The following is a 25,322-nucleotide window of genomic DNA, read 5'->3' as shown; positions in this document are numbered from 1 at the left end:
CATTTGTCCACCATTTTCAATTACTATTTTTAAGGTCTTGTCAATGTTTTCGGTTTTGAAGTAAATTACAACTCCATCATTTGTCGGTTTGTAAATTTCTCCCTTAGCTAAGGCTCCTGAAATTCCCGAGTTTTCTTCTGCAAATGGAAACAAAGCCATTTCATTCTTGTCAATTACTTCTCTTTCAAATGTAAAGTTAAAAACAGATTTGTAAAACTTAATTGCTCTATCAATATTCGAAACTGGAATTTCAAAATAAACAACTGGATTGTATTTATCTTTCATCTTATTATTCTATAATTGGTCAATGGTGTCTTGAATTTTCAGAATAAAGAAAAGTAAGTACCACTATTTTGTTATATTATTTCTGTATTCTAAACATTCGTGGTTTTGTTTCTTTTTCTGACGTTTTTTAATTAACCGCTAACGTCGCGTGTATAGATCGTTGTGGCACAGTCAACATGATTTATACACCTTGTTACCCAACGTTTTTTATTATTTTTTCTATATCCAAATCAGTTTTAATCACTTTTCCTTTTTCTGTAAATTCAAATAGTAAAGGTTTTTCCGAAGTTTAGACTAATATACTTATTATCAACTAACATATACAAATACTTTCTTATTTCTTTTCTAGTATTTCTAGTTGAATTGGCTACTTCTTGAATAGAAGACCACATGTTTTCAATTTCATCAGAACAATTATTTGATTGAAGCCATAGCTCTGTTAAAAGTCTTTTTAGTGTGCTTAATTCAAATGTTTGTTCTATTCCTTTTTTTACTTTTTCAATCCAATTTTTGTCAGTTGGTTAAACAATTAACGTTTTGAAATTAAATCTCTCGCTTTCAATTCCAACCCCTTTTAAGTCATCAACATGTATATCAAAATCGAATGCAGGTGGATATTTCGATGAGTTAATACTCCTAGATTTTAAGATTCTCCTATTTTCCGTTTGATTAACAATCCGATCAACTTTGATTCCATAATATTTTAATGTCCATCTTATTTTTCTTTTCGACCTAAAAGATGTTGTATAAATATGAATTTTGTGTCCTTCTTTTTGCAAATCAGAAATCAGTTCAGAACTACCTTTTCGTATTTCTTCAATTCCAAAAAATTTTGCAATTGCATTCCTCTTTTCGGCATCAAATTCATTACCATTTGGGATTAAAGTGCTATCTAAATCAAAACTGATATTCATTTCTAAATGGTTGCTAACGGTCTCGCATAAGAAACGTTGTCATCCCAAAGGATGGCTATGTTTTTTGTGCCTTGTTGTATGCGCATTTTTATTATTCAAGTATATCTTTTAGTTCTTTAATAAACTTCATTGATTCCTTTTCAATCTTTTCGGTTAAACTTCTTTTATTATTAAAATTAGGTTCTTTAATAATTGTTTGATCTATAATTGATAAACTGTTGTCAATTGATTCTGCCAAATTATATTTATTCCAATCACTATCGTTAAAAATTTTCCAGTACTTTTTTCGAATACTTTTATTTTGACCTGAAAGACAAATTGAAAAACACAAAGTTTTGTGATCCAAGATAATAACAAATTTAATTTTTTGTTTTTTTAACTTCTCTGTAGTTAAAGAAAAATAGGAATAATCAGGACTTTCTCGATATATGTTACCTAGCTTAAAGGAGGTTTCATATTCTTTTTGAAAAAAAGCTCTTAATTCTTTCATATAGTTTATCAATTGATGATAATCTAAGTCATTCTTGCATTGCTTGTCTTGTTTTGTGTAACCTGATAAATTTACACTATTAGTTTCTTCAAGTTTAAGGTTCTCTGTTTTTTTCAGCGGAATACAAATGTCTATTATGAATTTTTGCTCAGGATGAGTTTTGTGGTCATTATAATATGTTTCAAAATAGTCTCCATCTCTGAATTCATAACCATTCTCAATAACCCAAACACACATGTTTTTCCATGCTTTTGAAATTTCTTCTGCCTTAATTTCAAAGTGTCCAACTATATAAATGCCTTTCTTTAAGATTATTTGTCTAATTTCTCCATCAGGATTGATATTTTCACTAATAGTTACACAAGTACTGAATCTTACTTTAGATGTCTTAGTAACATTAGGATTATCGTGATAAATAGTAATAGCTTTAAAATTTGAAGTATCTAATACTCTTTTTTGATTTCCCCATTCCATCAATCTTTGAAACATATCACCTGCCTTATAAAATTCTCCAATTTGAGATATACTGGCAAGCTTTAGTTCAGGAAGTTCTTTTATTTTTATTTGTGCATTCATTTTAATCCATTGTTTAATATTGTCAATGGAACAAATGTATTTTTCAGATGAAAAAGGTTCTATACCAATCTTGCTAAGTATTCTTTTGCCTTCAGATTTAAATTTAGTTGGACTAATACCATAGTATTTTTTAAAAGCTCCAGAAAACGAGCTGTCACTATTAAAACCATATTTATAGACTAAATTATTTAAAGGGATGCCTTGTTCAACAAGTATAATTGAGGCAATACGTTCAATCCGTTTTCTATTGATGAATTCATTCAACCTTTCTCCAACGATCGTTAAAAATACTCTGTGAAAATGATAGGGTGAATAATGAGCCTTTTCAGACAGGCATTCAAGTGATAGGTTAGTATCAAGATTTTTTTCAATGAAATCCAAGACAAAATTTATTCGTTTAAGGTATTCTCGTCTTGTTTCGTTCATTTCATTTAGGTTTCTTTAAATGACACACAACAGTTGAGCCATGGTTTCGTTGTTGAATTGTCTGCGAGGGCTATTCCGAGATAACCAAGCTTTCATTGCAAGATAAGAATTTCCGTTTAGGAAATTCCGTCGCAATGAATTATAGGTGTTGTTGTGTTTTGTTTTTTTATTATTTAAGATAATTTACCATCCATTGCACTCCGAATTTATCTGTAAATGTCCCAAAGTATGCACCCCAAAAGGTATCCGCTAGTGGCGATGTTACCGTTCCTCCTGATGAAAGCCCATTAAATAATTTAATAGCTTCTTCTTTACTCTCTGGACTAATAGATATATAATAATTATTTCCAAATGTTAGCGATTGCCCCATGGATTCAAGTGCATCAGTCCCCATAAGGAAATTTCCAGATCCTATTGGTAAACCAACATGCATTACTTTTCGCTTGTCCTCTTCCGACATTAAATCATTATCAGGCATATCCCCAAAGCGTCTTATTTCACCAACAAATTCAACACCAAATACTGATTTGTAAAAATTAAATGCTTTTTCGGTGTTACCCATAAAGCTTAAATAAGTATTGATTGTTGCCATATTTTATTTTTTCAGAAATTAATTACTCCTAATCCTTTTATTAACGAAGCACAACGTCTCCGTATATGAAAAGTAGTGTTGAAAACAAGCTGTTATTTTTTAGATTAAACACAAGCCAAACCTTTATGTTCGCAATAACTCGCGCTATTTTTTGTATACTTTGTTCGCATTAGTTTTTCATTCCATTGTAAACATTTGGATTATGCTTTTCCATATAAAATTCAGGATTAGGTAATTCTTTAAAACCAAATTTTTTATAAAGCCATTCAGCCGTATCTGTTAATAAAATCCAACTTCTTAACCCTTGAAGATTAAGATGTTCCATTATTTCATTTATCAGCCATTTACTTAATCCATTTCCTCTATATTGTTTTAAAATATAAACATCTCCTAAATATGCAATAGTTGAATAGTCAGAAATTATTCGAGCAAATCCAATTTGGTGGTCTTTGCAAGTAAATACAAACGTTTTGATTAGCACTTATAAGCTATGTTTTACATACCGTGTTAGCGGTTATTTTTTCTTCTCAGGTTAATTTGATGATTGATGTAAGGCAATTCTATTTCCTTCACTGTCTTCAAATTCAGCGACAAAACCTAATTCCTCGTTTGATGTTTTGGGATACAACATTTGTCCACCATTTTCAATTACTATTTTTAAGGTCTTGTCAATGTTTTCGGTTTTGAAGTAAATTACAACTCCATCATTTGTCGGTTTGTAAATTTCTCCCTTAGCTAAGGCTCCTGAAATTCCCGAGCTTTCTTCTGCAAATGGAAACAAAGCCATTTCATTCTTGTCAATTACTTCTCTTTCAAATGTAAAGTTAAAAACAGATTTGTAAAACTTAATTGCTCTATCAATATTTGAAACTGGAATTTCAAAATAAACAACTGGATTGTATTTATCTTTCATCTTATTATTCTATAATTGGTCAATGGTGTTTTTAATTTTTCAGAATAAAGAAAAGTAAGTACCACTATTGTGTTATATTATTATTTCTGTATTCTAAACATTCGTGGTTTTGTTTCTTTTCCTAAATTTTTTTATATAACCAGCTAACGTCTGAGCTATGATTAGTACTAAACTTTGAATTAAGTCCCAAAACCACATTAATTATAACCATTATTAGCCAATATTATCCCTCAATTTTACTAAATTTTGATTTTCTAAATACTCTTAGCATCTGTTTTTTATAAAGGGCCCTATCATTAGTCATATTTATTATAAAATCATATCCATTCAAATAAGTTCGATACATGTTTTGTTCCATTACTTGCTTGTTGTTTTGATAAATTTTCATATTAAATACTTCAAAGTTAACTCCATCAATAGTTTCTTTATTGGAAGTAGAATCAACTCTTACTCCTTGTGCATTGAAAATATCGTATATATGTTTTTTAATTAGAGGATATTTATCATTCCATTCATTTTTATAACTTTCTTTAAAAGGAATAATAGTCGATTGAAATTTAGAAATAGTATTTTTACGAAATGTTATCAATTTTATTTCTTTCCCTGTAACATTTGGGTTGATTCCTGATTCTTTTATTTTTTCTATTCCCTCTTTTATATCTTTATCTAAATTTCTGGAACTTTCAATTTCCCAATTATCTATTAATTCCATAGTCCAACCTATTTCAGGTGTACTGAAAGTTTTGCCTTCTTTTGAACAACCTATAATAGCTATGATTAATATAGAAATTAGAATTATTTTAATTTTCATAAAGTTTAGTTTTAATTTTCGCTAACGCTAAGTGTAAAAATCGTAGGACAGGAAATAAGCAATACGCTTCAATTTGACATTAAGCCAAATATAAATATTTTGCTTTTATCATTTTTTGTAAATGCCAAATTTTATAGTTGGCGACCTAGTAAAAAATCACAAGCTTTTTCAGCTACCTAAAACCGCCCTATGTTTTTTTACACAGCTTAAGTTTGATTTACTTCCTTCCGCCCCGCTTGCACAAAACCGATGTTAGCGGTCCGTACATTTATTCGCACGCCTTTTATTTTTATTGCTGTTTTTCCCATTCCTTAAAAATAAATCTTAGAGCATCAAAATAGGCAACTATAGGTGCGGTCATATGCGTTTCGGTTGGATAATGTTTGTACATATAATCAAGCCCAATTAAATTTTTATTTGAGATTAAGGAATCAAACTTCAGTAAATCTGAATGAAAAAAAGAGGAACTACCCCCTTCATTTCCATCGCTATAGAAGAGAATTTTTTTTAAATTCGATTCTTTTTTTAGTTTTTTGTCAGCCAATTTTAAAAGATACCTATCGTCCCACCAAAATGATGGACTGACAGCAATGTAAGCATCAAACATATCAGGATACGTCAACATGCAATTAATAGATGAAAGTCCGCCAAAAGAGTGTCCTGCAAGAATTTTATAGCGTTTCGTTTTGTAGCTTTTATCAATGGCTGGTATTAACTCCGTTTTGATAAACTTCAAAAAAATTTCATTTCCCCCACTGGGTTTAATCAAATTACTGGTGTCGGGTTTACCTTCCCAATCAGTTATACTCACTGTTGGCGTTAAATCTCTTCTTCGTTGTGTATTAGGAATACCAACGATTATCATTTTAGGTATTGCGAGGACATCGGGGCGGCTAAGATAATCTGCATACTGAGCAAAAAGTTCGAAATGATTTTCACCATCCATTAAATATAATACAGGGAATCTGTTGTCTAAATTTGTTGAGTCTAGTTTAGGGAGATGAATATAAATTTTACGATCTTCATTCAAAACTTTGGAATGAATTGTTGCAATTTCACTTTGTGGATATTTATAAGGCTCTGTATTCTGAGCGTTCATGTGTGAAAGGATAAACATTAGTGAAATAGTAGTGTATCTAAGGAAATAATTTATAAATGTCATATTGTATAATTAAAAGGTTCACTGTAATGTCAATTACTTTGTCATTTCTGTACATAATGTTTAAAACTGTAGCCTTTATTCAGGACGGGGCATAATTACTCACAATGTCGTACTAAACTCAGCCTTAGCGTCGTTGATTAAATCATTTGCGAAGCGATAGCGAAGACAAATTATTTGATCAATGGAGTTTAAGGAGTGTTGTGTGCCGTTTTATTTTAATTTTATTTTCGTTTAAAATTAATAATAAAAATCAAGGGGACCGTTTCAAATTCGCAACAATATGGCGCACACTTTTTTCTAAGCTTCCCCATAGCCTATGAATTTTATAGCTAATAAGGTTCGTTGGCTATGGGAACAAAAAAACCGTTTTTTTTTATAAAGTAGCTCCACAATTCATAATACACCCTTGACATTGTCAATTATTTTTCCGTCCTTGCCCAAGGTCAAGATTTGCCGTCCCTACTTTATAAAAAATAACTCCATCTAGTTTTCCATACACCTTAAAAAAAGTGTCCGATCCGAATTTGGAATGGCATACAACAATTGTATATATCTACTAGTGCACATATTTCTGTTATAAAAGTACACATATATCCTAATATCAAAATAATGGTGTACCTATAATTTTATCACTTATCGTTTTGCGCTATTTACGATCCTATCTATAGTCGTATTGATCTCATATCAATAGTAGATGCTAATCCCTCTGCTTGTTTGCTAATATAAAAAGTATTAACAAGGATATACAACTTTTTAGTTCTGACCTTAGTAACTGTACTGATTCTTTATCAATATTATATTTTGAGACTATTATACAATTCTTTCGATTCCGGATCATATATTGAAATCAGAAAATCATTTTTTGACTTCTGGATACTATTTTGATCATAAAATTTCATTTTTTTACTTCTACGTGGGTTTGATTAAAAAATGGCAAAATTATATTTAAATCCGTATATTAGTATATCGCACAAAGTCAATTATTTAACACAAAATATAATTTATGGGTAAAGGAGATAAAAAAACACGTCGTGGAAAAATCTGGATAGGAACTTATGGTAGATTAAGACGTCGTAAAAAATCGGCAACTATAACTACAGTTGCAAAACCTAAGGCTAAACCGACAACTAAAGCCAAACCAAAAACAGAAGAAGAGCCTGAACCAAAGGCCAAACCAGTAGCAAAAAAAGCTACAGCAAAAAAAGCTGCAGCAAAAAAAGCTGCAGAAAAAAAAGTTATAGAAAAGAAAGCTGAAAAGGACGCATAAACAAAATAAAACTATAATATACTAAAGAACCCTAAATTCAATACGATTGATTTTAGGGTTTTCTTTTTCTTTTGTAGTTCTAAAGAGATTAATTATCATTGTACCTCTAAATATAAATAACCCATGGGCAAAAAATTACTAGTATTATTTATGACCATTCTTATTGTTTCTTGTAACGATAATAAGACACAAAAAACTCAAGATTCTTCAAATGAAATCGAATCTGATGAGACAAAAGATGACACTAATACTCAAGTTGATAATGACTCTAGGAGTGAATCCAATCCTAGCGAAGCTGATTTTGCAAAAGTGGTACAAAATTTTATCACCTGTAAAAAAGTAGCTACAGAACGTAATGATTGTAGAAATAGCATTACCAAAATTATCACTAAAACATACGGGCTTACAGAATTTAGCGATCCCAAATTAGGTTATGTAATTTATGACAGTATACGTCCAATTGTAGAAAAATCAAAAAATTGGATACAACTAGGTTCTATTAATCAGGAAACAATAGATCAAGCCTTAGCACACACAAACCGAGGAGGTTTGGCTATAATTATAGACACTGCTAACACATATGGGCACGTAGTGATGATTACTCCTGGCGAAACTAAAAAATCAGGTTCCTGGGCAATGAAATTACCTAATGTATTGTCATTAACAAATTACAAACCAGAAAAATCGTTCTATAACAAATCACTATCCTATGCAATGCAAAAGAGTGAGGATTTAAAGATCTTTTTGAGGCAATAAAAATATAGAATTCTCTAAAAGAATTTTTGATACTGCATTACCCTAAAATCAGTCGTATTGAATTTAGGGTTTTGTTTTTTTAGTTCTTTATATGTTTGTAAACTACCAATAGCTCTATTGGCAGCACCAGATGGAGCCGTTAGCGAAACCGTATTTATGATTCTTGGTTTTGGTGACCCTTCGACAGGCTTAGGGTGATATAATATGAATTGGTGTATTCTGGGAATTTCATTTGACACGATCTCTAATTTCATATCATATTCTTTAAGGTGCTTTCTAAAAAAATATTCAGGCCCATTTTTACTATTACCTCCTGTAAATATTAGGGTATCTATTTTTGGATATTCTAGTAGATAACCTATAAGGTTTCTTAACTTAATGTTTTGCATTCCCAAATCTGAAGCATCAATCTTTTGACGATTACAACTGTGTACTATATCACAGACTCCAATACCTCTTGATGTTAAGAAATCTTTTCGTTGCTTTGCAGCTACCTCTGTCGTTTCAAAAACCAAATTAAGTTTAAAAATCCGATCCAGAACCGGCCATAGTAATCCATTACTACTACCATAACAGAAGTCTACATCTCTTTCGTTAAGCTCTCTTGTAGTAAACCTTGGCGGTGGCAAAGTTCCCACAATCAATTTTGTTGCGCCTTCTGGAAAAAAAGGTTCATATGGATGGGTATGTAAAAACACTATGATCATTTACGAATTATGGCTCACGAAGGTAAGAGTAATATCTAAAAAGCAAAAATTGAAGTTTTTAAATTTTAGAATTAGACACCGAAAACTCCTAATAGTATATTGTATTAGCTAAAGATATATTTTGCGTGAGGGATAATAGCGACATCCTTTCTTATTTGTCTACTTCGACAAGCTCTGCATACAAATAAGAAAGATATAGCGAATAGCCTGACCCGAAATGTAGTGTAGGGGCACGTCCAAAATAATATTACTATCGATTAGAAAAAGATTCCAGCTTACACTGGAATGACAAATACGAGGTTCCAATGCTATACATTAGGTATTTTTAAAACTGGAAGTAAATAAATGGTTGAAAATCGGCAGCATACGTTTGGTAACAGATAATAGCCACTACCATAACTACAACTGCTTTGATTACTATATTACTTTTTATAAACTGCTCTAAAATCCAATCTTTGGTCTTATAAGGTAGCCAATGCGTAATATATCCAATCCCCATAATGATAAAAACCGCACGGTATTCCCAAAGTACGAGCAATGCATTTTGCCAATCCATATTGGTCGCGACCTGTTGATAGAAACGATTGATATGATCCATGCTATTACCCCTAAAATAGATTCTCGTAAACGTAATAAATATAAAGGTTAATCCTATTTTCCATACCGTAGCCAACCATGCATTAGAATTTTCGTAAGGGCTGATTTTACGCCAATATTTATAGGCAACAACTCCCAATCCATTTAACCCTCCCCAGATTACAAATTTCCAGGAAGCTCCATGCCATAACCCTCCTACTAGCATTGTAATCATAATATTTACATTTCGATTAAAATGCCATGCCAATTTTGATGAAAACAAAGTAATAATCAAGGCTAATCCCACTCCTGCAGTAGCAATAATAGCAATCCCAAAATCTGCATAAGCAAACACTCCTAAAAACGTAAAAACCGTTATGAATATATATGAAAAAATACTTCCATTACGATTACCTCCTATAGGTATATATAAATAATCTTTTAGCCAACTAGACAGAGAAATATGCCATCGCTTCCAAAAATCTCCACAATGAATTGCCTTATATGGTGAATTAAAGTTAACTGGTAACTTATACCCCATAAGTAATGCTAATCCAATTGCTATATCGGTATACCCAGAGAAATCACCATAGATTTGCAATGAATACCCAAACATTGCCATGATATTGGTAAACCCAGAAAACATCTCTGGTACATCAAAGACTCTATCCATAAAATTAGCCGCAATATAATCGGCAAATAGCATTTTTTTGATTAGTCCTTTTAGAATCATAAAAGTAGCATTACCAAAATCTTGTTTGGTAATATTAATCTCTTTGCGAATCTGTGGTACAAAATCTGCTGCCCTTACAATCGGTCCGGCAACCAACTGCGGAAAGAAACTCACAAAGAAACCAAAATCTATAATTGATTTTAGAGGTTTGATTTGTTTACTATAAATATCTACACTATAACTAATGGTTTGAAAAGTATAAAATGAAATCCCTACAGGAAGAATAATTTTATCTACCGTGAAATAATCTACCTCGCTCCAGGTATTTGCCCATTGCGCTAGATAGTTTATAACTTCATAATCGGTTTGAAACAAATAATTATAGGAATCTGTAAAGAAATAAGCATATTTAAAATAACACAGCGTTCCAAGATTAATAATAACACTTACTGCAACTAATATTTTTTTGAAGATAATGGATCTACTATTATAAATAGCCTTCCCTAGAAAAAAATCATTTACTGTACTAAACAATAATATTCCAATAAAAAGACCACTAGTTTTATAATAAAACAAAAGGCTTATTGCAAAAAGATAAGCGCTTCGCAATGCTTTTTTACGATAGACTATGGCATAAATAAAATATATTGCTGTAAAGAAAATCCAGAAATTTGCCTGTGTAAAGATTAACGGAAAATCTTCTGAAAAAGAAAATATGTCAATGAGTCTATTCATTAATAATCTGAGTCAAAATAGAATTTGGTTCCAGTTGTAATTCATTCTCCCATGAATGTACTAATGCTTCTAAGAGAAGGTCTGCTTTTATTCGATATCCCTTCACTGTAAAATGAATACGATCACGAGGCATCAACTTATGAGTATACCAACTCTGTGAAGAATTAAACCCTCCCATAATTTCATAAAAATCCCAAACCGCCATTTTCTGTTCTTTGGCAACTTCATAAATAATTTTTTCTGCTACTCGAGTTCGAGGGTTAGGAAATTTCTTCTTATAATATGAATCATTAGGTACGGTAAGTAGTACGGCACAATCTGGATTTGCCTTTTGTACCAATTTAATTAAATCGGTATAATATGCTTTATACGAAGCTGGATTAAAATCAGGGTGGTATGCATCATTAGTACCTATTGATACAATAAATAAATCAGGAGTATAGAGCATTAGTTGATCTTCAAAATATTCACAACGGTCATAATACGAAAAACTACCTCCGTTTACTCCAATAGAAGTATATTCAATCCCTTTATTTTCATTCATTAATTCTATCCCCATCATCAAAAACTCTGCATTTTCTACATTTTCAACTTTACGAATACAAAACTCGATCTCGTCTACTGTTGTATTTAAAGTATATTCGATAAAATGTGCTTTCTTATCCTCTTTGATTTCAGAAATTATAGAGTCTTGTTTAAACGATATTTCATAGTCTGTGCTCCAATTATCATAAAAAATCCTGATTTTATTAAAATCATACATCTTTTCATGATAGTTATTGCCATTGACTTTTAATTTTACATTGGATATTGTATCCTTAAAAACTGCGGTTACACCTGATAATCCCCATGCTACACTATCTTTTCTTACCGAACATCTGTGTCCTTTCCATTCCCCATCAAATTTGACTCTATAGTTTCCGGGGTTATTCGTTTTGGCAATACTATATGGGTAAATAAATCCTCGTTGTCCCTTCGAGGTTGGGCTCATTGTCTGAAGATAAGATCTCAAACGGTTTGAATAAATATCGGCCTGGATATGGGAACCTCCAATATGAAAAATATGAAGATCCTCTTCTCCTCCTTTTGCAATTGTATCTAATTTATGAAAGAGTTTTTTAAACGCTGGAGAATTCTCTGCCATCTTGATGGAATTGGCTTTCCAATTTACAAATGGATACTTATCTCGTACAGTATCTAAAACATAAGTTTGTGCCATTGCTGGTAAGGCAAAAAGGCATAGGTAAAAGAGTAATTTGCTACGCATCATCATTGTTTTCAGGTTCTTTAAGGTCAAGGTATAGGGCTGTAAAAAATAGTTCTGAAATTATTTTGGTTCCTTTCCAGGTAAAATGCATGTAATCTTTGGCGGTGAGTTTTTCATCTACCCATAGTTTCATAGATCCTTTTCCTCCCATTGCATCAAACATACTCCAATATGCAACATTATTTTCTAGACAAGTTTCCGTTAGTTTCGCATTAAGGTACGGTAACATCGGGTAGGTTTCCATTTTACCATTTACCGGAAGGCACATATCTGTAGGTCCAATGAATATGAAACTTGTATTTTTTGCACGTCGTCTGATCCAATTTACCTGACTCGTTACTCGTTTAGCATATTTTTCTACATCTATAGAATCTTTAAGATATGGCATTGTGTTTCCGCCATATTGCATAATGACAATTTTTGGTTTTAATTGCCCTACCATTTGACGATAGGTAGTTGCATTAGAATTTGCAAAAATAGTTCCCGAAGCGCCTCTCATTGCTACATTATCGATTTGTACTCTAGAGCCACCATCCAAGGTAAGCCCATAGAAATCTGCGCTAACTTTACCTTCTAGTTCAATTTTAAGGTCTGTTGGAGTGACCGAAGTTCGAATTTTATATTGATGATATCCTCCATCTGCGATCAGGCTATCTTCCTGAATCAAATTACCATCATTGTACACTGATATTTTTATAGGAAAATTACAATTACCATAATGCAGGCCGATATTTGTAAATCGCCTGAATTTGGCATATGTCTTCTTTGACTTCCCAATTTTCACAGAAGCCTTTATGATCGGTAAAGAATCAATTTTGGTACTATCTGGAAGTACTTTTTGATATGCCGTAAACCGTGAAACCGATAAGTATGCCCCATATCTTTTATGGGAAAACTTTTTCTTAGTCGGATCAAAAAAAGCAAACCGCTCCCAATTCTCACTAGGTTCAACAATTGCACTTATCTGTCGATATACTGGTAACACAGGAATAAATCCAGGGCCACTACCTCCATACATCCCTTGAAGCCTGTTACGTAAATATCCCGTTATACGATCTCCTTCGATTTGAGAATCACCATAATGTATAATACGGCATGATCTTGAAGATAGTTTTTTCCTTAATTCTGTTGCAAAATCTGGGTTATCTTCTGGATATTTAATTCTAACAATTCGAGTAGTATCAATTTTGGAGAAATCTGGTAATTGTTTTATTTCTTCTGCTAAAGCAATATCATTCTTAGTTTCACTCGTTTCGATATCTAATGGTGTTACAATTTGCGTAACTTCTAAAACATCTTGTCGTGTTAGAGATGAATCTTTCTCTAAACCCAAAAAAGTAGTATATGCTGGATATTTGACAGATACTCCTTCATAAGAAAACCCATCATCTTGAGTCTGAGCTTTCTGAACACCTCCTTTTTGGCTCAAAAACATGAGACCGAACAATCCTCCTAATACGAGTAGGATAAATAATGATATTTGAATAGGTCTGATTCTCAATGTTTCCCGGGAATGTTAAGCTAATGTAAAAATAGAAAGATTTTCTGAACTACAAAGTAGTTTCATGGGTATACGACATATTACTTTATATAAAAGGATAAAAAAAGAGTCATATTGTTGAATATGACTCCTTATATAATAAATTATAACTAAAATGATAAAACATTTTTGATTAAGCATCAATCTCGATTCCACCTCCTGAGCCACCACATTGAGTAGCATTACGTATTATCGCCGGGTAGTTTAAAAGGCAAAAATGACTAGCTCCAGAAGGTTGTCTGGCAGTTGTACCAGGACAATTACAATCAAGCCTGCAAGGACCTAAATGAAAAAATGGATAGCAACTCCCTCTTGATCCACCACCTGAGATGGATTTTTGTGCTTTCTTACTAATTTCTGTGGTTCCTTTAAGGTTTAAGAGTTTTTTAAACATAATACATGAATTAAAATTAGAAATCCTTGAAAATTTAACGACACCAAGGTTCATGTCTATTTTTTATAAAAACAAAAAGTAATTGTAAAGCTATAGTTTAACAAAAAACAACGTCTGAAAAGCTCAGTACAATGTATTTATCATCAAAGGGTAGGTATATCTAACAATACTTCTAAAAGTAAGAAATTCAGCTACATAAACATATTAATCATATGTTATATTTTGAAGAAAGGTATAACCCCAAGTACAATAATTTCAAAAAAAGGAATGTATATTATGTGATCACTAAATAGAAGAAATTAATTTTTTCACATCATCTACTACTATCCTATATCTGTTACGATTAGGCTTAGACATATGCTGTGCTTCTGTAAGAATTTCGAATAAAATCTCTTTTGCGTCCTCTGTTTTTCCTTTTTCTAACAAAAATTGAGCAAGAGTATATCGCTCTTGATAGTTAGAATATCGTTGATCAATTTGTCTTAAATGTTCTTCTGCTTTTTCTGACTGTTGACATTCTTCTAATGCCAAACCATATAAAAACTGACTTCTGGAACCTTTAAAATCTGATCTATCCGTTATCTTTTCTGCATTCGAAATAATTTTTTCATAATTTTTAATTTGATAATACCCTTCTATAAGTTTTTTAAGTACTCCAGCATCATTATTCGTACTATGTGCTGTTTCATATTCTTGTATAGCATAGGTATAATCTCCAGCTTCTAATAATGCATCTGCCAAATTTACTCTATTCTGAAAAGTATCAGCAAAATCCAATTGCTTTTGTAAATCTTTAATTTTCTTAGTAGGATTAACAACACTAAAAATCTCATTCTGAACCACATCCAAATCTTTCTTATTAAAAACTTGAGTAAATAAGTATATAATACCTCCTAATACAGGCAGAAGCATAATAACAAAAAACCAATAATAATTACTTTTATTCTTGATCGCGTGATAAACACAAAAGCCTTGTAAGGCAATTATTAAAAAGTATTGCATAACGTAAAAGTAGGTAAACTTCATTAAAAAGTTAATTATAAATTGTAATCATTGTATTCCTTCAATTGACTATAAACCCATAATTCATTTACTTTTATGATAAATATCAAGGTGTTAAAAATATATTGATTGTTTCACATAAAGAGGAGATTCTCTTTTGGTATAGAATACTCACATATATTAATCGATTATCTACAAATCTAAATTTAGGTTTTTAAGTCGACTTAAAAGCAAATACATTTGGTATTTATTTTTAAAAATTTAACAATGTATATCTTTAAACGCATATTTATTTTGAGTTTTATTTGTCTTCTTTACGCTTGTAAAGGAGATAAGACACAAAAAAAATCAATCATTCCAGAAACTAGAGATACCATTATTGTTTCAATACCGGAAAAACAACAACTCATTAATATCACTAATAGTGTCATTGCAAAAAATGGGTTATTTGTTCGAAAACAACCAGAAAGTAGTGGTGATATTATTACTAAGCTTCCATTTGCAAGTCAAGTTAAAATTATCGAACACACAGGGAAAACTTTAGAGATAATGGATAACGATAAACAAATTACCGGAGAATGGGTTAAAATCAATTTTAAACTATTTGAAGAAACTTCTAATCAAAGTATTGATCAAAGTGGTTATGTATTTAATGCTTTTTTATCTCCTCGATTTGATAGCAGGTTTAAAGCACTAAAATGGGGTGAAATTTTTTGTGACTTTAAGGCATATTTCGACAATGATATGTATAGTGAACAAGAAATTATTGATACATTTCAGTTTGCTTTTCGGGATGTTGAATTTAGTCTATATAATTATGAAAAACCTTTTTTTTGGTATAATCTTGGTCTTGAAACTTCATATACGGCTTCAAATTTAGAAGAGTTATCTAGGTTAAGTCTAGACACACTCAATGAAGAATACAACAGAAAATACAAATACATCCAAAATCTAAACCTCATCGATGAAGAATATTGGGAGAAGCAACGCAAAAGAGAGTTATCTATTTTAAAAAAGTCATATGATTTTTATACCATACAGATCAAAGCTCACTTTGATCCAAAAATATTACTAACGTTAGATATACCCGCTTCTAAACATGAATTTTGTGATGTTTATATAGACCGTTTGGTTTCTGGAGGGCAAGCATTAATTGAGTATTGGGATAATTTTGTAGAAGAACAATGCCAAAATAATAGTAATCCATATAGCTGTTATGAAAGATCGATGTATGGCAAAGGAACCGAACACGAAGAAACCTACGCTAAAATGTATCTTATTAAATGGGCTCTAGGCCGTTGTACAAAACTTGATGCTTCTAGAGCATATAAAGAGCAAACAGAAATGCAAGAACATTTTGTAAGCACTTTATATGGTTTTGAAGAAGATTGCGCAGAAACTGATTAGTCTAATAAAAAACTATTTCAATACTAAAATCAAATCATCTGCATTTACCATGGTCCCAGATTTGAGTACAATTTTCTTTATTATAGCATTTTCATTAGCGGTAATGGTAGTTTCCATTTTCATAGCTTCAATAATAAATAAAGGGTCATTCTTTTTAACTTCCTGACCCGTTTTCACCAACACAGAAGATAAAGAACCTTGTAGCGGAGCTCCAATTTGTTTGACATCTGTTTTGTCAACTTTGACATGTGTCACTTTATCTACCTTAATTGAATTGTCTTGCACTTCTACATTTCTGGTTTGCCCATTTACCTTGAAGAATATGGTAACTTTTCCATCTTCATGAGGCTCTCCTATTGATATCAGCTCTATCAGTAGAATTTTCCCTTTATCCAGTTCTATAATAATTTCCTCTCCTGGACTCATCCCATAGAAAAAGTTTTTGGTCGGAATATTCATCACATTACCATACTTTAAATGATGATTATATGCTCCTGTAAAAACTTTTGGATATAGTTTATATGAAAGGAAATCAGTAATATCTAAAGCTCTTCCCATTCCTTTTTTAAACACTTTTTCGAAATCTTTAAATTCAACTTCAAAATCTACAGGTTCTAAGTGTGCATTCGGTCTATTCGTAAATGGTTGCTGATCCTTAAGAATTGATTTCTGCAAATTTTTTGGGAACTTCCCTACTGGTTGCCCCAATTCTCCCTTAAACAAACTCACTACCGATTGTGGAAATGAAATTGTTTCTCCTCTTTCTTTTACATCTTCAATAGTTAAGTTATTACTTACCAAATACTGAGCCATATCACCCACCACTTTAGAACTCGGTGTAACCTTAACGATGTCTCCAAAAAGCTCATTAACCTCTCCATACATTTTCGTAATTTCATGAAAACGATCAGAAAGCCCTAATGCTTCTGCTTGTGGTTTAAGATTCGAATATTGTCCTCCCGGAATCTCATGCTGATACACCTCTCCCGTTCCTGCTTTTAGTCCGGACTCAAAAACATAATAATATTCCCGTACTGCTTCCCAATAATTAGAATACTCATTTAATTTTGATATATCCATGATATTCTCACGTTCGTGAAACCTCATCATTTCAAGTATAGCATTAAAATTTGGTTGAGCGGTTAATCCCGAAAGGCCTCCTAAGGCTACATCAACCACATCTACTCCTGCTTCAATTACTTTAAGGTATGTTGCAGATTGTACCGAAGAAGTATCATGAGTATGCAGATGTATTGGAATATTGATTTCTGATTTTAGGGCAGAAACTAATTCATAAGCCGCATAAGGTTTTAATAGTCCTGCCATATCTTTAATACCAAGAATATGAGCTCCTGCATTCTCAATATCTTTTGCTAACTGGATATAATAACCAAGTGTATACTTAGTTCTATTAGGATCTAAAATATCTCCTGTATAACACAATGAACCTTCTGCTAAACCTTGTGTTCTTGTACGTACATGTTCGATACATGGAGCTATTGATTTCATCCAGTTTAACGAATCAAAAATTCTAAAAACATCAACTCCGTTCTCCCAGGATTGTTCTACAAACTTCCCTATCAAATTATCAGGGTACGCAGTATACCCTACTCCATTAGATCCACGAATTAGCATTTGAAGTAATAGATTAGGCATAGCTTTTCTTAACGTACGTAGCCTTTCCCATGGATTTTCGTTAAGAAAACGTAAGCAAACATCAAAGGTCGCACCTCCCCAAACTTCCATACTAAAGACTTCTGGATGATTTTTAGCAAACCCTTCTGCTACCTTTACCATATCATAAGTTCTCATTCTTGTGGCTAAGAGACTTTGATGCGCATCACGCATTGTAGTATCTGTAAAATGAACTTTCTTTTCATTTTTCAACCATGTAGCGAACTTCTCCGGACCTAATTCGGTCAATATATTTTTAGTTCCTTTTGCATATCCCGCGGTTTCATCAAATTTTGGAACTGCCGGGGTAACAAAAGTTTTAGTAGGGTCTATTTTTTTAACATCTGGATTCCCATTTACTATGATATCACCCAAAAAATTTGCTAATTTGGTAGCACGGTTTCTTGATTCTCGAATTGCAAATAAAGACTTGGTATTCTGTATAAAATTAACTGTTACTTGACCTTTTCTAAAGGTTTCATGCTTCAGAATATTATCTAAAAATGGCATATTGGTTTTTACGCCACGTATTCTAAATTCTGAAAGTGCTCGTCGCATTTTTCTACATGCTCCATCCAAAGTTCTACTATTTGCAGAAACTTTAACCAACATCGAGTCGAAGAATGGTGAAATCGTTACTCCCTGATATACACTTCCCGCATCTAATCGAATTCCAAATCCAGAAGCACTTCTATACGTTGTTATCGTACCATAATCTGGCTTAAAATCATTTTCTGGATCTTCTGTAGTTATTCTACACTGTAATGCAAATCCAGTTGTTTTAAGGCTTTCCTGACTTTCTATTTTTATCTGTTTGTCTGATAGCTTATATCCACCGGCAATAAAAACCTGAGCTTTGATTAGGTCTATTCCTGTGACAATTTCTGTAACGGTATGTTCTACTTGTACACGAGGATTTACTTCAATAAAATAGATACTACTATCTTCATCGACCAGAAATTCTACAGTACCTATATTATTATAATCAACGGCTTTACATATTTTAAGCGCATATTCATACAAGTCCTGTTTTATTTGTTCTGATACGCCAAAAGAAGGAGCATATTCAATTACCTTTTGATATCGTCGTTGCACAGAGCAATCACGTTCAAAAAGGTGTACCATATTTCCATATTGATCAGCTACAATTTGTATTTCTATATGTTTTGGATTTTCTACAAACTTTTCAAGAAATACGGTATCATCTCCAAAAGCATTAAGGGCTTCTCTACGCGACTCTGGATAGGCTTTTTCTAATTCTTCTTCATTTCGAATTACTCTCATACCACGTCCCCCACCTCCAGAAGCCGCTTTTAGCATTACAGGAAATCCAATACGTTTAGCTTCTTTTATAGCTATTTTAATATCTATAAGATCTTCTTTATTACTCTGAATGATTGGTATGTCATTCGCTATCGCTACTTTTTTGGCTGTAATTTTATCTCCTAAGGAGCGAAGCACAGAAACTTTAGGTCCTATAAAAATTATATCATTTTCTAGGCATCGTTGCGCAAAATCAGCATTCTCTGAAAGAAACCCATACCCCGGATGAATTGCATCAACATTATTATGCTTAGCCACCTTAATGATCGCTTCAATATTCAGGTACGGTTTTAAAGGTTGATGATTCTCGCCAATTTGATATGCTTCGTCTGCTTTATATCTATGTAAGGAATATCGATCTTCATACGTATATATCCCAACCGTTTGCAATCCAATCTCTGTACATGCTCTAAAAATTCGGATTGCAATTTCTCCTCGATTAGCAACTAAAACCTTCTTAATTTGCATACTGTAAATTTTGAGTTAAAAACACTTTTAGCGAACATTCGCTGCGAAGATATTGATAAGAAATATGCTATGCAATAGAATAATCAAAATATATAAGTCAAAATAACTTATAATATGACTTGTTTTCTTAGAAACTCTACATTATGATCAAAAACTAATATTATAATTATTAAGAAAACAGTATTAGAAATAAATTGAATGTATAGGGGGTAATACTAAATGTACAATATAAACAATTAATAAAAAGGTCGAAAAACCTTTTAAAATTAGGCTCTTAGGAGCTTTTTTTTATACTTTTTGATAAATACACCAAATGTCCACAAATATCATTTAGTACCATTTTACTACTATTTGTCAGGGTGAAACACCTCCAATAACAATAAAACTCTTACAGTTAGCCATTTTAAATAGGTTTTAAAGGTGTTTTAAATGCCCAAATAGATAAAGAACTAACTGTAATATTTCTTCAAAGTTTAAAGGACTTATAATAACTACAATTTAAATTTGAATCGAATTGTTTTTGAACATTTGGATTTTGGAATAATAAACCAAATTATGCATTAGGGTGTTATATAGGGTGAAAGATAGGGTGAAACAAAATAGTAATACTTAATGAGTTTAAATACCCCCCATAATGTACTTTTAAATAACTCAAAAACCATAAAACCTAAATTGAGTCACCCCGAAAAACGTTAATCTTTTATTAATAAAAAATATAAGATATTTATTTTTAAACATTTAAGGTCTATAAAGCTCTAGTTCTATCATTATTATGAGGTTTTGAACTATGAATAATGAGATATTGTACATATATTTGAGTATCCTATCCTAAAAAAACATAATAATTAACAACATAGTGGATTGTTAAATTTTTATACAGATTAACCCCTTATAAGAAAATATTGCGGAAAACCACAACAATAACAGTGTTTTTTTGAGAAATTATGCGGTTTTACCGTAACCACATATACTCCAATCCTCAGTATATTTGAACTGTTAAAAAAATATCAATTACCAGTGTATGATATAGAATTACTATTGTTGATAACCAGTTTACTAATTTGAAATAGAATCTTATAGATTTCTATGGTTAGAGCTTATTTTTGTGTAAAACCAAAATATAATAAGATGAAAAAATTAGTAATATTAGCAGTAGTTCTTGCATTGTCATTTGTTAGTTGTGAAAAGGAAGAAATATCAGATCAGACCTATGATACAGAATCAACAGATAAAGGAGAACTCGAAGAAGAAGACATCACTCCCCCTAACTAAAAAAATACTTTTTATTTTCATAATAATAGGTGCTGTTGTTTGTTCTTCAGCACCTTTTTGGCATATTTATTTTAAAAGTGACGAAATTAAAACTCTTGTTAGCGAGTATAAAGAATTAAATAACAAAGTTACTGAGTCAAATAAAGTTAAAAGTGATCTTATAGGTCAATTAGGAAAAAAACCTAATGACAAATTAGTACTTCAAAATTTAATTGAAGCACAAAAAATCTACCAAGAGAATTATGATATAGCTATTGAAGCTTATAATAATATTAAAAGCAAAAGGGCTTCTAACAGGGTTTTATTTTTCCCAAATATCGAAAAGTTATTTTATAATGTCGGTATAGTTATTTTTCTGCTTTATGTTTCAAGTTCCATGTTTTTATTTTATCGTAACAGGAAGAGTGATGATAATTTATATCTAAATTCTGTTAAGATAAAGTCTGGTTTGATCCTATTAGGGGCAATTTATTTTGTTTCTTATATACTATATCCGGGAGATGATTTTGAAAGTATAACTTATATAATACTAGGCATAGTTTTTGTTTCCATTGCGAGTTACTTCTCCTTACTATTGTCTAGATATATTCGCAGACTTGAAAATGAAGTTGATAGCGCAAATATTAATGTTGTGAGGTTTATTAAGCTATTAGGAAGAGTAAAGAACAGATACCTATTCCCTTTTGCTAAAATGGCTTTAAAATCAAAAGAAAGTAATAAGGATTCTATTGATGATAAATTAAGTGAGTTAGATAACGAGATTGAAAAAACTATAAATAGTATTGCTTAATGGAGAATGATAAAAGTAATAGTTATAAAGAAAAATTACTTAGTAAGTATTCTAAATATGACTTACAGGAAAGTGATTTGGATAATCTAAAGAAGACTTTTAATGAATTCTTACTAGAGCAAATAGAAGATCGTGATAAAATAATTCAAGAATTAAGCAATGCTTTTAAAATTGGTAAGAATATCGATGACTCCGAAGTAAAGGCTACTATAGAAAAATATAGATTATTGAAGGTTTCTTAAACATTACTCTCTATCTCTCCCTGAGTTTTTCTATTAACTCTGCAATAACATCATCCTTTGTTAATAGTTTTTTATAAAGTTGAAACTCTGAATATTTTTCAAAATCCTTCTGTTTTAACTCCATATATTTTATAATATCTGATTTTGACAACTTGTCTAAAATCTCAATAGTTTCCTTAGAAATATACTTTCCTTTACTTTCATGTGTCTTTGGTTCAGATGAAATTGAGTCAGAAGTATTCATCGAGCCTTTCCCCGTTAATAGCCACTGTGCTGAAATTTCTGGATAAGCATTTAGAATATTGTTTAAAGTCTCATCCTTTAGATTAGCACCTCTCTTTAGTGCCTGCTGAATCGAGTTATTTGACATACCAATAACTTTTTCGAAAGCACTGACAGACAGTCTTTTGCTATCTATTATTATTCTTACTCTATCAATAGGCTTCTCCAATTTTATAATATTAATTATATTCAATATTCTAATAAATTATTAAATATATTCTAAATATATAGAATAATGATTGTTTATTTAGAATAATGTTGTTACTTTTGTTTCTATATGAAAACAAATGTACTAAAAAATAGTAATCTTACAGAGAGTGATCTAATAAAAATAAAAGACAACCGTCATAAGATCAAACCCACTGCCCTTGCCGAAAAATTCGATTGTACAGAATCTTATGTCAATATGTTACTTCGAGGTGATAGGGAACCAAAAAGTTATAAAGCTAAAAATATTCTTGAAGGAGCTTTAAAAATACTAGAAGCTATTAACGATTAATAATCTAAATGTAAACGTATGGAGACACCGTATATATTTTATGATAACAAATTAGGAGTAGGTACTCAATTTCTTGTAGCGGATATAAATAAACACGAAAACAGTTTACAATTAATTAACTATAGAGCTTTAAGATCAAGATTGAATAGTAAAACTTCTCCAGAAAAAGAATTAAGAAAGGCTTCGTGGTCTGGACCTGCTTTAGTACAGTTCAATTCTTTATGTAAAGAGTGGAAGGAACAACTTATCATGAAGTTTGGTAACCCTCCTGAAAAAATAAGAAAAAGTTACTTCGCTCAACATTATACTCCAGATAGAAAAGCCTTTGATATTTATGTTGCTCATACCTATGGAGATAACCAGACACTAGATTTAAAATTGGTTGAAAAATATGTGTATCAAGCATCAGTTTTAAACACTGTTCTAAAAATCAAACAAGACAGAAGAATGTACGCAAAAGCATTAGGTGTTACAAGCTTGGATATATGGCAATCATTAAGCAATGATGTAAACTCATTTCGCGAAGTAGAACATGGATTACCAACAACAAAGGATTCATTAAGAAGAAAGGCTACTCAATATGCTAAAGAAGGTTATGTATCATTAATATCTGGAAAACTACAAAACAATAATGCTGCTAAAATTACCAATAAAGAACAAATGGCCTTACTTGATGAGCTTATAGCCAAACATACCAATTTAGACAATGAAGTTATCTGTGGTATATATAATACAGTAGCCAATCAAATGAACTGGCCTACTATAACGGCTAAAACCGTAGCTAACCGTAAAACTAAAAGTAACTTGGTTACATACGCAGGTCGTAATGGATCATCTGCACTTAGTGACAAACTTTTAATGCAAAATAAAAGAAGAAAACCGAGTACGCCAATGTTATATTGGACATTGGATGGATGGGATGTTGAATTATTATATCAAAAACAAACCATAGATAAAAAAGGAAGAAAGGTTATTACCTACCACAATAAACTTTGTATTGTAGCTGTCTTGGACCCTTTCAATAATTACCCTATCGGCTATGCTATCGGAACTCATGAGACTCCTCAATTAATTAAAGAGGCGATTCAAAATGCAATGAATCATACAAAAGAACTGTTTGGGGATTATTACAAGCCTTATCAAATTCAATCGGATAGATATTCTGTTAAAAAACTAACTCCTCTTTACCAAGCAGTATCAAAGATATTTACCCCTGCCAAGGCAAAAAATGGTAAATCAAAAGTTATTGAGCCCTATTTTTCAACCATAAATAAGAAGTATGCTCGTATGCATGACAATTGGAGTGGTTATAATGTGGATTCTGGCAGTAAAAACCAACCAAATGATGAAATGTTAAACAAGATTCGACATAGTTTTCCTGATGAAAAAGGATGTTACCAGCAAATTGTTTCTATAATGGAAACTGAACGAGCTAGTAAAATAAAAGATTTTAAAACAAATTGGGCTTCCGTATCTGATGAATTCAAAAAAACGATTGATATCTCACAATATCTTCTATTGTTTGGATTAACGACAGGCTTTACAAATCAACTTAGAGGAGATGGTATAAATATCACTATTGATGGTCAAAAAATCACATATGATTCTTTTGATCTTGAATTTAGAAAACTATCTCATTTAGATTGGGAAATACATTACGATTCCGAAAATTTAAATCATGTTTTAGCGGTCAGCGAGAATGGTAAATACCGATTCATGCTAGAACAAAAATACATTCAACCTATGGCACTAGCAGACCATAAAGAAGAAGATACTGAAGAGCTAAAACGTATCAGATCTTACAATAAGGAAGTAGTTAATTATATCACCGAACAAAGACAGGAGAATATTAACACAGTACATGAACTGTTTAGCACTAAATCAGAACTCAGCGATACCCTTGCAAAACTAATACTGGTAGACTCCAACGGGCAACATAAGAACCGTAGAAATGAACATAAGGAGATTAACACCAAAGCCCTAGAATTACTTACCGTAAAAAACGAAGAAGACAACAATACAATAGAAACCAACTTCAGACAATCACAAGCTGAATACGTCAATAACAAAGTGAATTTTAACGATTACCTCTAGGTAATATAAAAACCCAGGATAATGGATATTACTATTAAACAACAAATCGCACAGGCAGTGGAAATTCTTGCCAAACTGACCCACCTATTCCTATTATATTGACCCAGTAAATCCTATTTAAACTGACCCACCTATTCTTGTTTAAATTGACCCACCCCCAAAAGTGTGTGTATTAAATAACTTGT

General features: G+C 31.6%; 24 protein-coding genes. 8 read left to right on the top strand and 16 right to left on the bottom strand.

What is annotated here, in order from left to right:
- The 8 genes from FOF46_RS27980 to FOF46_RS27945 form a co-directional block, all read right to left on the bottom strand.
- Window positions 1-285, bottom strand: a 285-nt coding sequence (locus tag FOF46_RS27980; protein ID WP_208746827.1) for a VOC family protein, incomplete at its 3' end; no start/stop codon positions are given.
- A 521-nt stretch (window positions 286-806) separates the two neighbouring features.
- Window positions 807-1,199 (bottom strand): HAD family hydrolase, encoded by a 393-nt coding sequence (locus FOF46_RS27975; protein ID WP_143918776.1) that lies wholly within the window; start codon window positions 1,197-1,199, stop codon window positions 807-809.
- A 91-nt stretch (window positions 1,200-1,290) separates the two neighbouring features.
- A complete protein-coding gene (locus tag FOF46_RS27970; protein WP_143918775.1) occupies window positions 1,291-2,691 on the bottom strand; it encodes an AraC family transcriptional regulator in 1,401 nt (466 codons plus the stop codon).
- 169 nt (window positions 2,692-2,860) lie between these two features.
- Window positions 2,861-3,283, bottom strand: a complete 423-nt coding sequence (locus tag FOF46_RS27965) for a VOC family protein (protein ID WP_143918774.1) — start codon at window positions 3,281-3,283, stop codon at window positions 2,861-2,863.
- Between the two features lie 169 nt (window positions 3,284-3,452).
- Window positions 3,453-3,764 (bottom strand): GNAT family N-acetyltransferase, encoded by a 312-nt coding sequence (locus FOF46_RS27960; protein WP_143918773.1) that lies wholly within the window; start codon window positions 3,762-3,764, stop codon window positions 3,453-3,455.
- A 51-nt stretch (window positions 3,765-3,815) separates the two neighbouring features.
- Window positions 3,816-4,196: a VOC family protein gene (locus FOF46_RS27955; RefSeq protein ID WP_143918772.1), complete on the bottom strand. Its 381-nt coding sequence runs from the start codon at window positions 4,194-4,196 to the stop codon at window positions 3,816-3,818.
- A 223-nt stretch (window positions 4,197-4,419) separates the two neighbouring features.
- Window positions 4,420-5,007 carry a hypothetical protein gene (locus tag FOF46_RS27950; RefSeq protein ID WP_143918771.1) on the bottom strand — a complete coding sequence of 196 codons (588 nt, stop codon included), beginning with the start codon at window positions 5,005-5,007 and terminating at the stop codon, window positions 4,420-4,422.
- A gap of 289 nt (window positions 5,008-5,296) precedes the next feature.
- On the bottom strand, window positions 5,297-6,106 hold the full coding sequence (locus FOF46_RS27945) for an alpha/beta hydrolase (protein WP_167571972.1): 810 nt from the start codon (window positions 6,104-6,106) through the stop codon (window positions 5,297-5,299).
- A gap of 1,066 nt (window positions 6,107-7,172) precedes the next feature.
- Here FOF46_RS27945 and FOF46_RS33150 point away from each other — a divergent pair.
- Window positions 7,173-7,436, top strand: a complete 264-nt coding sequence (locus FOF46_RS33150) for a 30S ribosomal protein THX (RefSeq protein WP_143918769.1) — start codon at window positions 7,173-7,175, stop codon at window positions 7,434-7,436.
- Between the two features lie 123 nt (window positions 7,437-7,559).
- Window positions 7,560-8,192 carry a hypothetical protein gene (locus FOF46_RS27935; protein ID WP_143918768.1) on the top strand — a complete coding sequence of 211 codons (633 nt, stop codon included), beginning with the start codon at window positions 7,560-7,562 and terminating at the stop codon, window positions 8,190-8,192.
- 14 nt (window positions 8,193-8,206) lie between these two features.
- Here FOF46_RS27935 and FOF46_RS27930 read toward each other — a convergent pair whose 3' ends face one another.
- The 6 genes from FOF46_RS27930 to FOF46_RS27905 form a co-directional block, all read right to left on the bottom strand.
- Window positions 8,207-8,890 carry a uracil-DNA glycosylase family protein gene (locus tag FOF46_RS27930; RefSeq protein WP_143918777.1) on the bottom strand — a complete coding sequence of 228 codons (684 nt, stop codon included), beginning with the start codon at window positions 8,888-8,890 and terminating at the stop codon, window positions 8,207-8,209.
- Between the two features lie 334 nt (window positions 8,891-9,224).
- Entirely contained in the window at window positions 9,225-10,883 is a 1,659-nt protein-coding gene (locus tag FOF46_RS27925; RefSeq protein ID WP_143918767.1) for an MBOAT family O-acyltransferase, read from the bottom strand.
- Window positions 10,876-12,150, bottom strand: coding sequence for a GDSL-type esterase/lipase family protein (locus FOF46_RS27920; protein ID WP_167571971.1), 1,275 nt, complete (start codon window positions 12,148-12,150; stop codon window positions 10,876-10,878). Before FOF46_RS27920 ends, FOF46_RS27925 begins: the two co-directional genes overlap by 8 nt.
- The gene (locus tag FOF46_RS27915) at window positions 12,143-13,651 is read right to left on the bottom strand and encodes a GDSL-type esterase/lipase family protein (RefSeq protein WP_143918765.1); all 1,509 of its coding nucleotides are present in this window, start codon (window positions 13,649-13,651) and stop codon (window positions 12,143-12,145) included. Before FOF46_RS27915 ends, FOF46_RS27920 begins: the two co-directional genes overlap by 8 nt.
- A gap of 172 nt (window positions 13,652-13,823) precedes the next feature.
- Window positions 13,824-14,084, bottom strand: a complete 261-nt coding sequence (locus FOF46_RS27910; protein WP_143918764.1) for a hypothetical protein — start codon at window positions 14,082-14,084, stop codon at window positions 13,824-13,826.
- 285 nt (window positions 14,085-14,369) lie between these two features.
- A complete protein-coding gene (locus FOF46_RS27905; protein ID WP_143918763.1) occupies window positions 14,370-15,086 on the bottom strand; it encodes a hypothetical protein in 717 nt (238 codons plus the stop codon).
- Between the two features lie 267 nt (window positions 15,087-15,353).
- On the opposite strand from FOF46_RS27905, the gene FOF46_RS27900 reads away from it, so the two are divergent.
- Window positions 15,354-16,493, top strand: coding sequence for an SH3 domain-containing protein (locus FOF46_RS27900; RefSeq protein ID WP_143918762.1), 1,140 nt, complete (start codon window positions 15,354-15,356; stop codon window positions 16,491-16,493).
- Between the two features lie 12 nt (window positions 16,494-16,505).
- Here the strand turns inward: FOF46_RS27900 and FOF46_RS27895 are convergent, their stop codons facing one another.
- Entirely contained in the window at window positions 16,506-19,958 is a 3,453-nt protein-coding gene (locus tag FOF46_RS27895) for a pyruvate carboxylase (RefSeq protein ID WP_143918761.1), read from the bottom strand.
- Between the two features lie 1,128 nt (window positions 19,959-21,086).
- Between FOF46_RS27895 and FOF46_RS31825 the strand changes: the two genes are divergently transcribed.
- From FOF46_RS31825 to FOF46_RS27885, 3 genes are read left to right on the top strand one after another with little or no spacing between them, the layout of a single operon-like run.
- Window positions 21,087-21,230: a hypothetical protein gene (locus FOF46_RS31825; RefSeq protein WP_167571969.1), complete on the top strand. Its 144-nt coding sequence runs from the start codon at window positions 21,087-21,089 to the stop codon at window positions 21,228-21,230.
- A complete protein-coding gene (locus FOF46_RS27890) occupies window positions 21,169-22,020 on the top strand; it encodes a hypothetical protein (protein WP_143918760.1) in 852 nt (283 codons plus the stop codon). Before FOF46_RS31825 ends, FOF46_RS27890 begins: the two co-directional genes overlap by 62 nt.
- Complete coding sequence (locus tag FOF46_RS27885) at window positions 22,020-22,262, top strand: hypothetical protein (protein WP_143918759.1); 243 nt, start codon at window positions 22,020-22,022, stop codon at window positions 22,260-22,262. The genes FOF46_RS27890 and FOF46_RS27885 overlap by 1 nt, the downstream gene beginning before the upstream one ends.
- A gap of 10 nt (window positions 22,263-22,272) precedes the next feature.
- Here FOF46_RS27885 and FOF46_RS27880 read toward each other — a convergent pair whose 3' ends face one another.
- Window positions 22,273-22,713, bottom strand: coding sequence for a hypothetical protein (locus tag FOF46_RS27880; RefSeq protein WP_143918758.1), 441 nt, complete (start codon window positions 22,711-22,713; stop codon window positions 22,273-22,275).
- Window positions 22,714-22,821: 108 nt separating this feature from the next.
- On the opposite strand from FOF46_RS27880, the gene FOF46_RS27875 reads away from it, so the two are divergent.
- Together FOF46_RS27875 and FOF46_RS27870 are read left to right on the top strand one after the other, a co-directional pair.
- Window positions 22,822-23,043, top strand: a complete 222-nt coding sequence (locus FOF46_RS27875; RefSeq protein WP_143918757.1) for a hypothetical protein — start codon at window positions 22,822-22,824, stop codon at window positions 23,041-23,043.
- An 18-nt stretch (window positions 23,044-23,061) separates the two neighbouring features.
- Window positions 23,062-25,137 (top strand): hypothetical protein, encoded by a 2,076-nt coding sequence (locus FOF46_RS27870; protein WP_143918756.1) that lies wholly within the window; start codon window positions 23,062-23,064, stop codon window positions 25,135-25,137.
- Window positions 25,138-25,322: the final 185 nt, after the last annotated feature.

Source organism: Aquimarina algiphila, assembly GCF_007489275.1.
Classification (GTDB): domain Bacteria; phylum Bacteroidota; class Bacteroidia; order Flavobacteriales; family Flavobacteriaceae; genus Aquimarina; species Aquimarina algiphila.
This window is presented reverse-complemented; position numbering and strand designations above follow the sequence as displayed.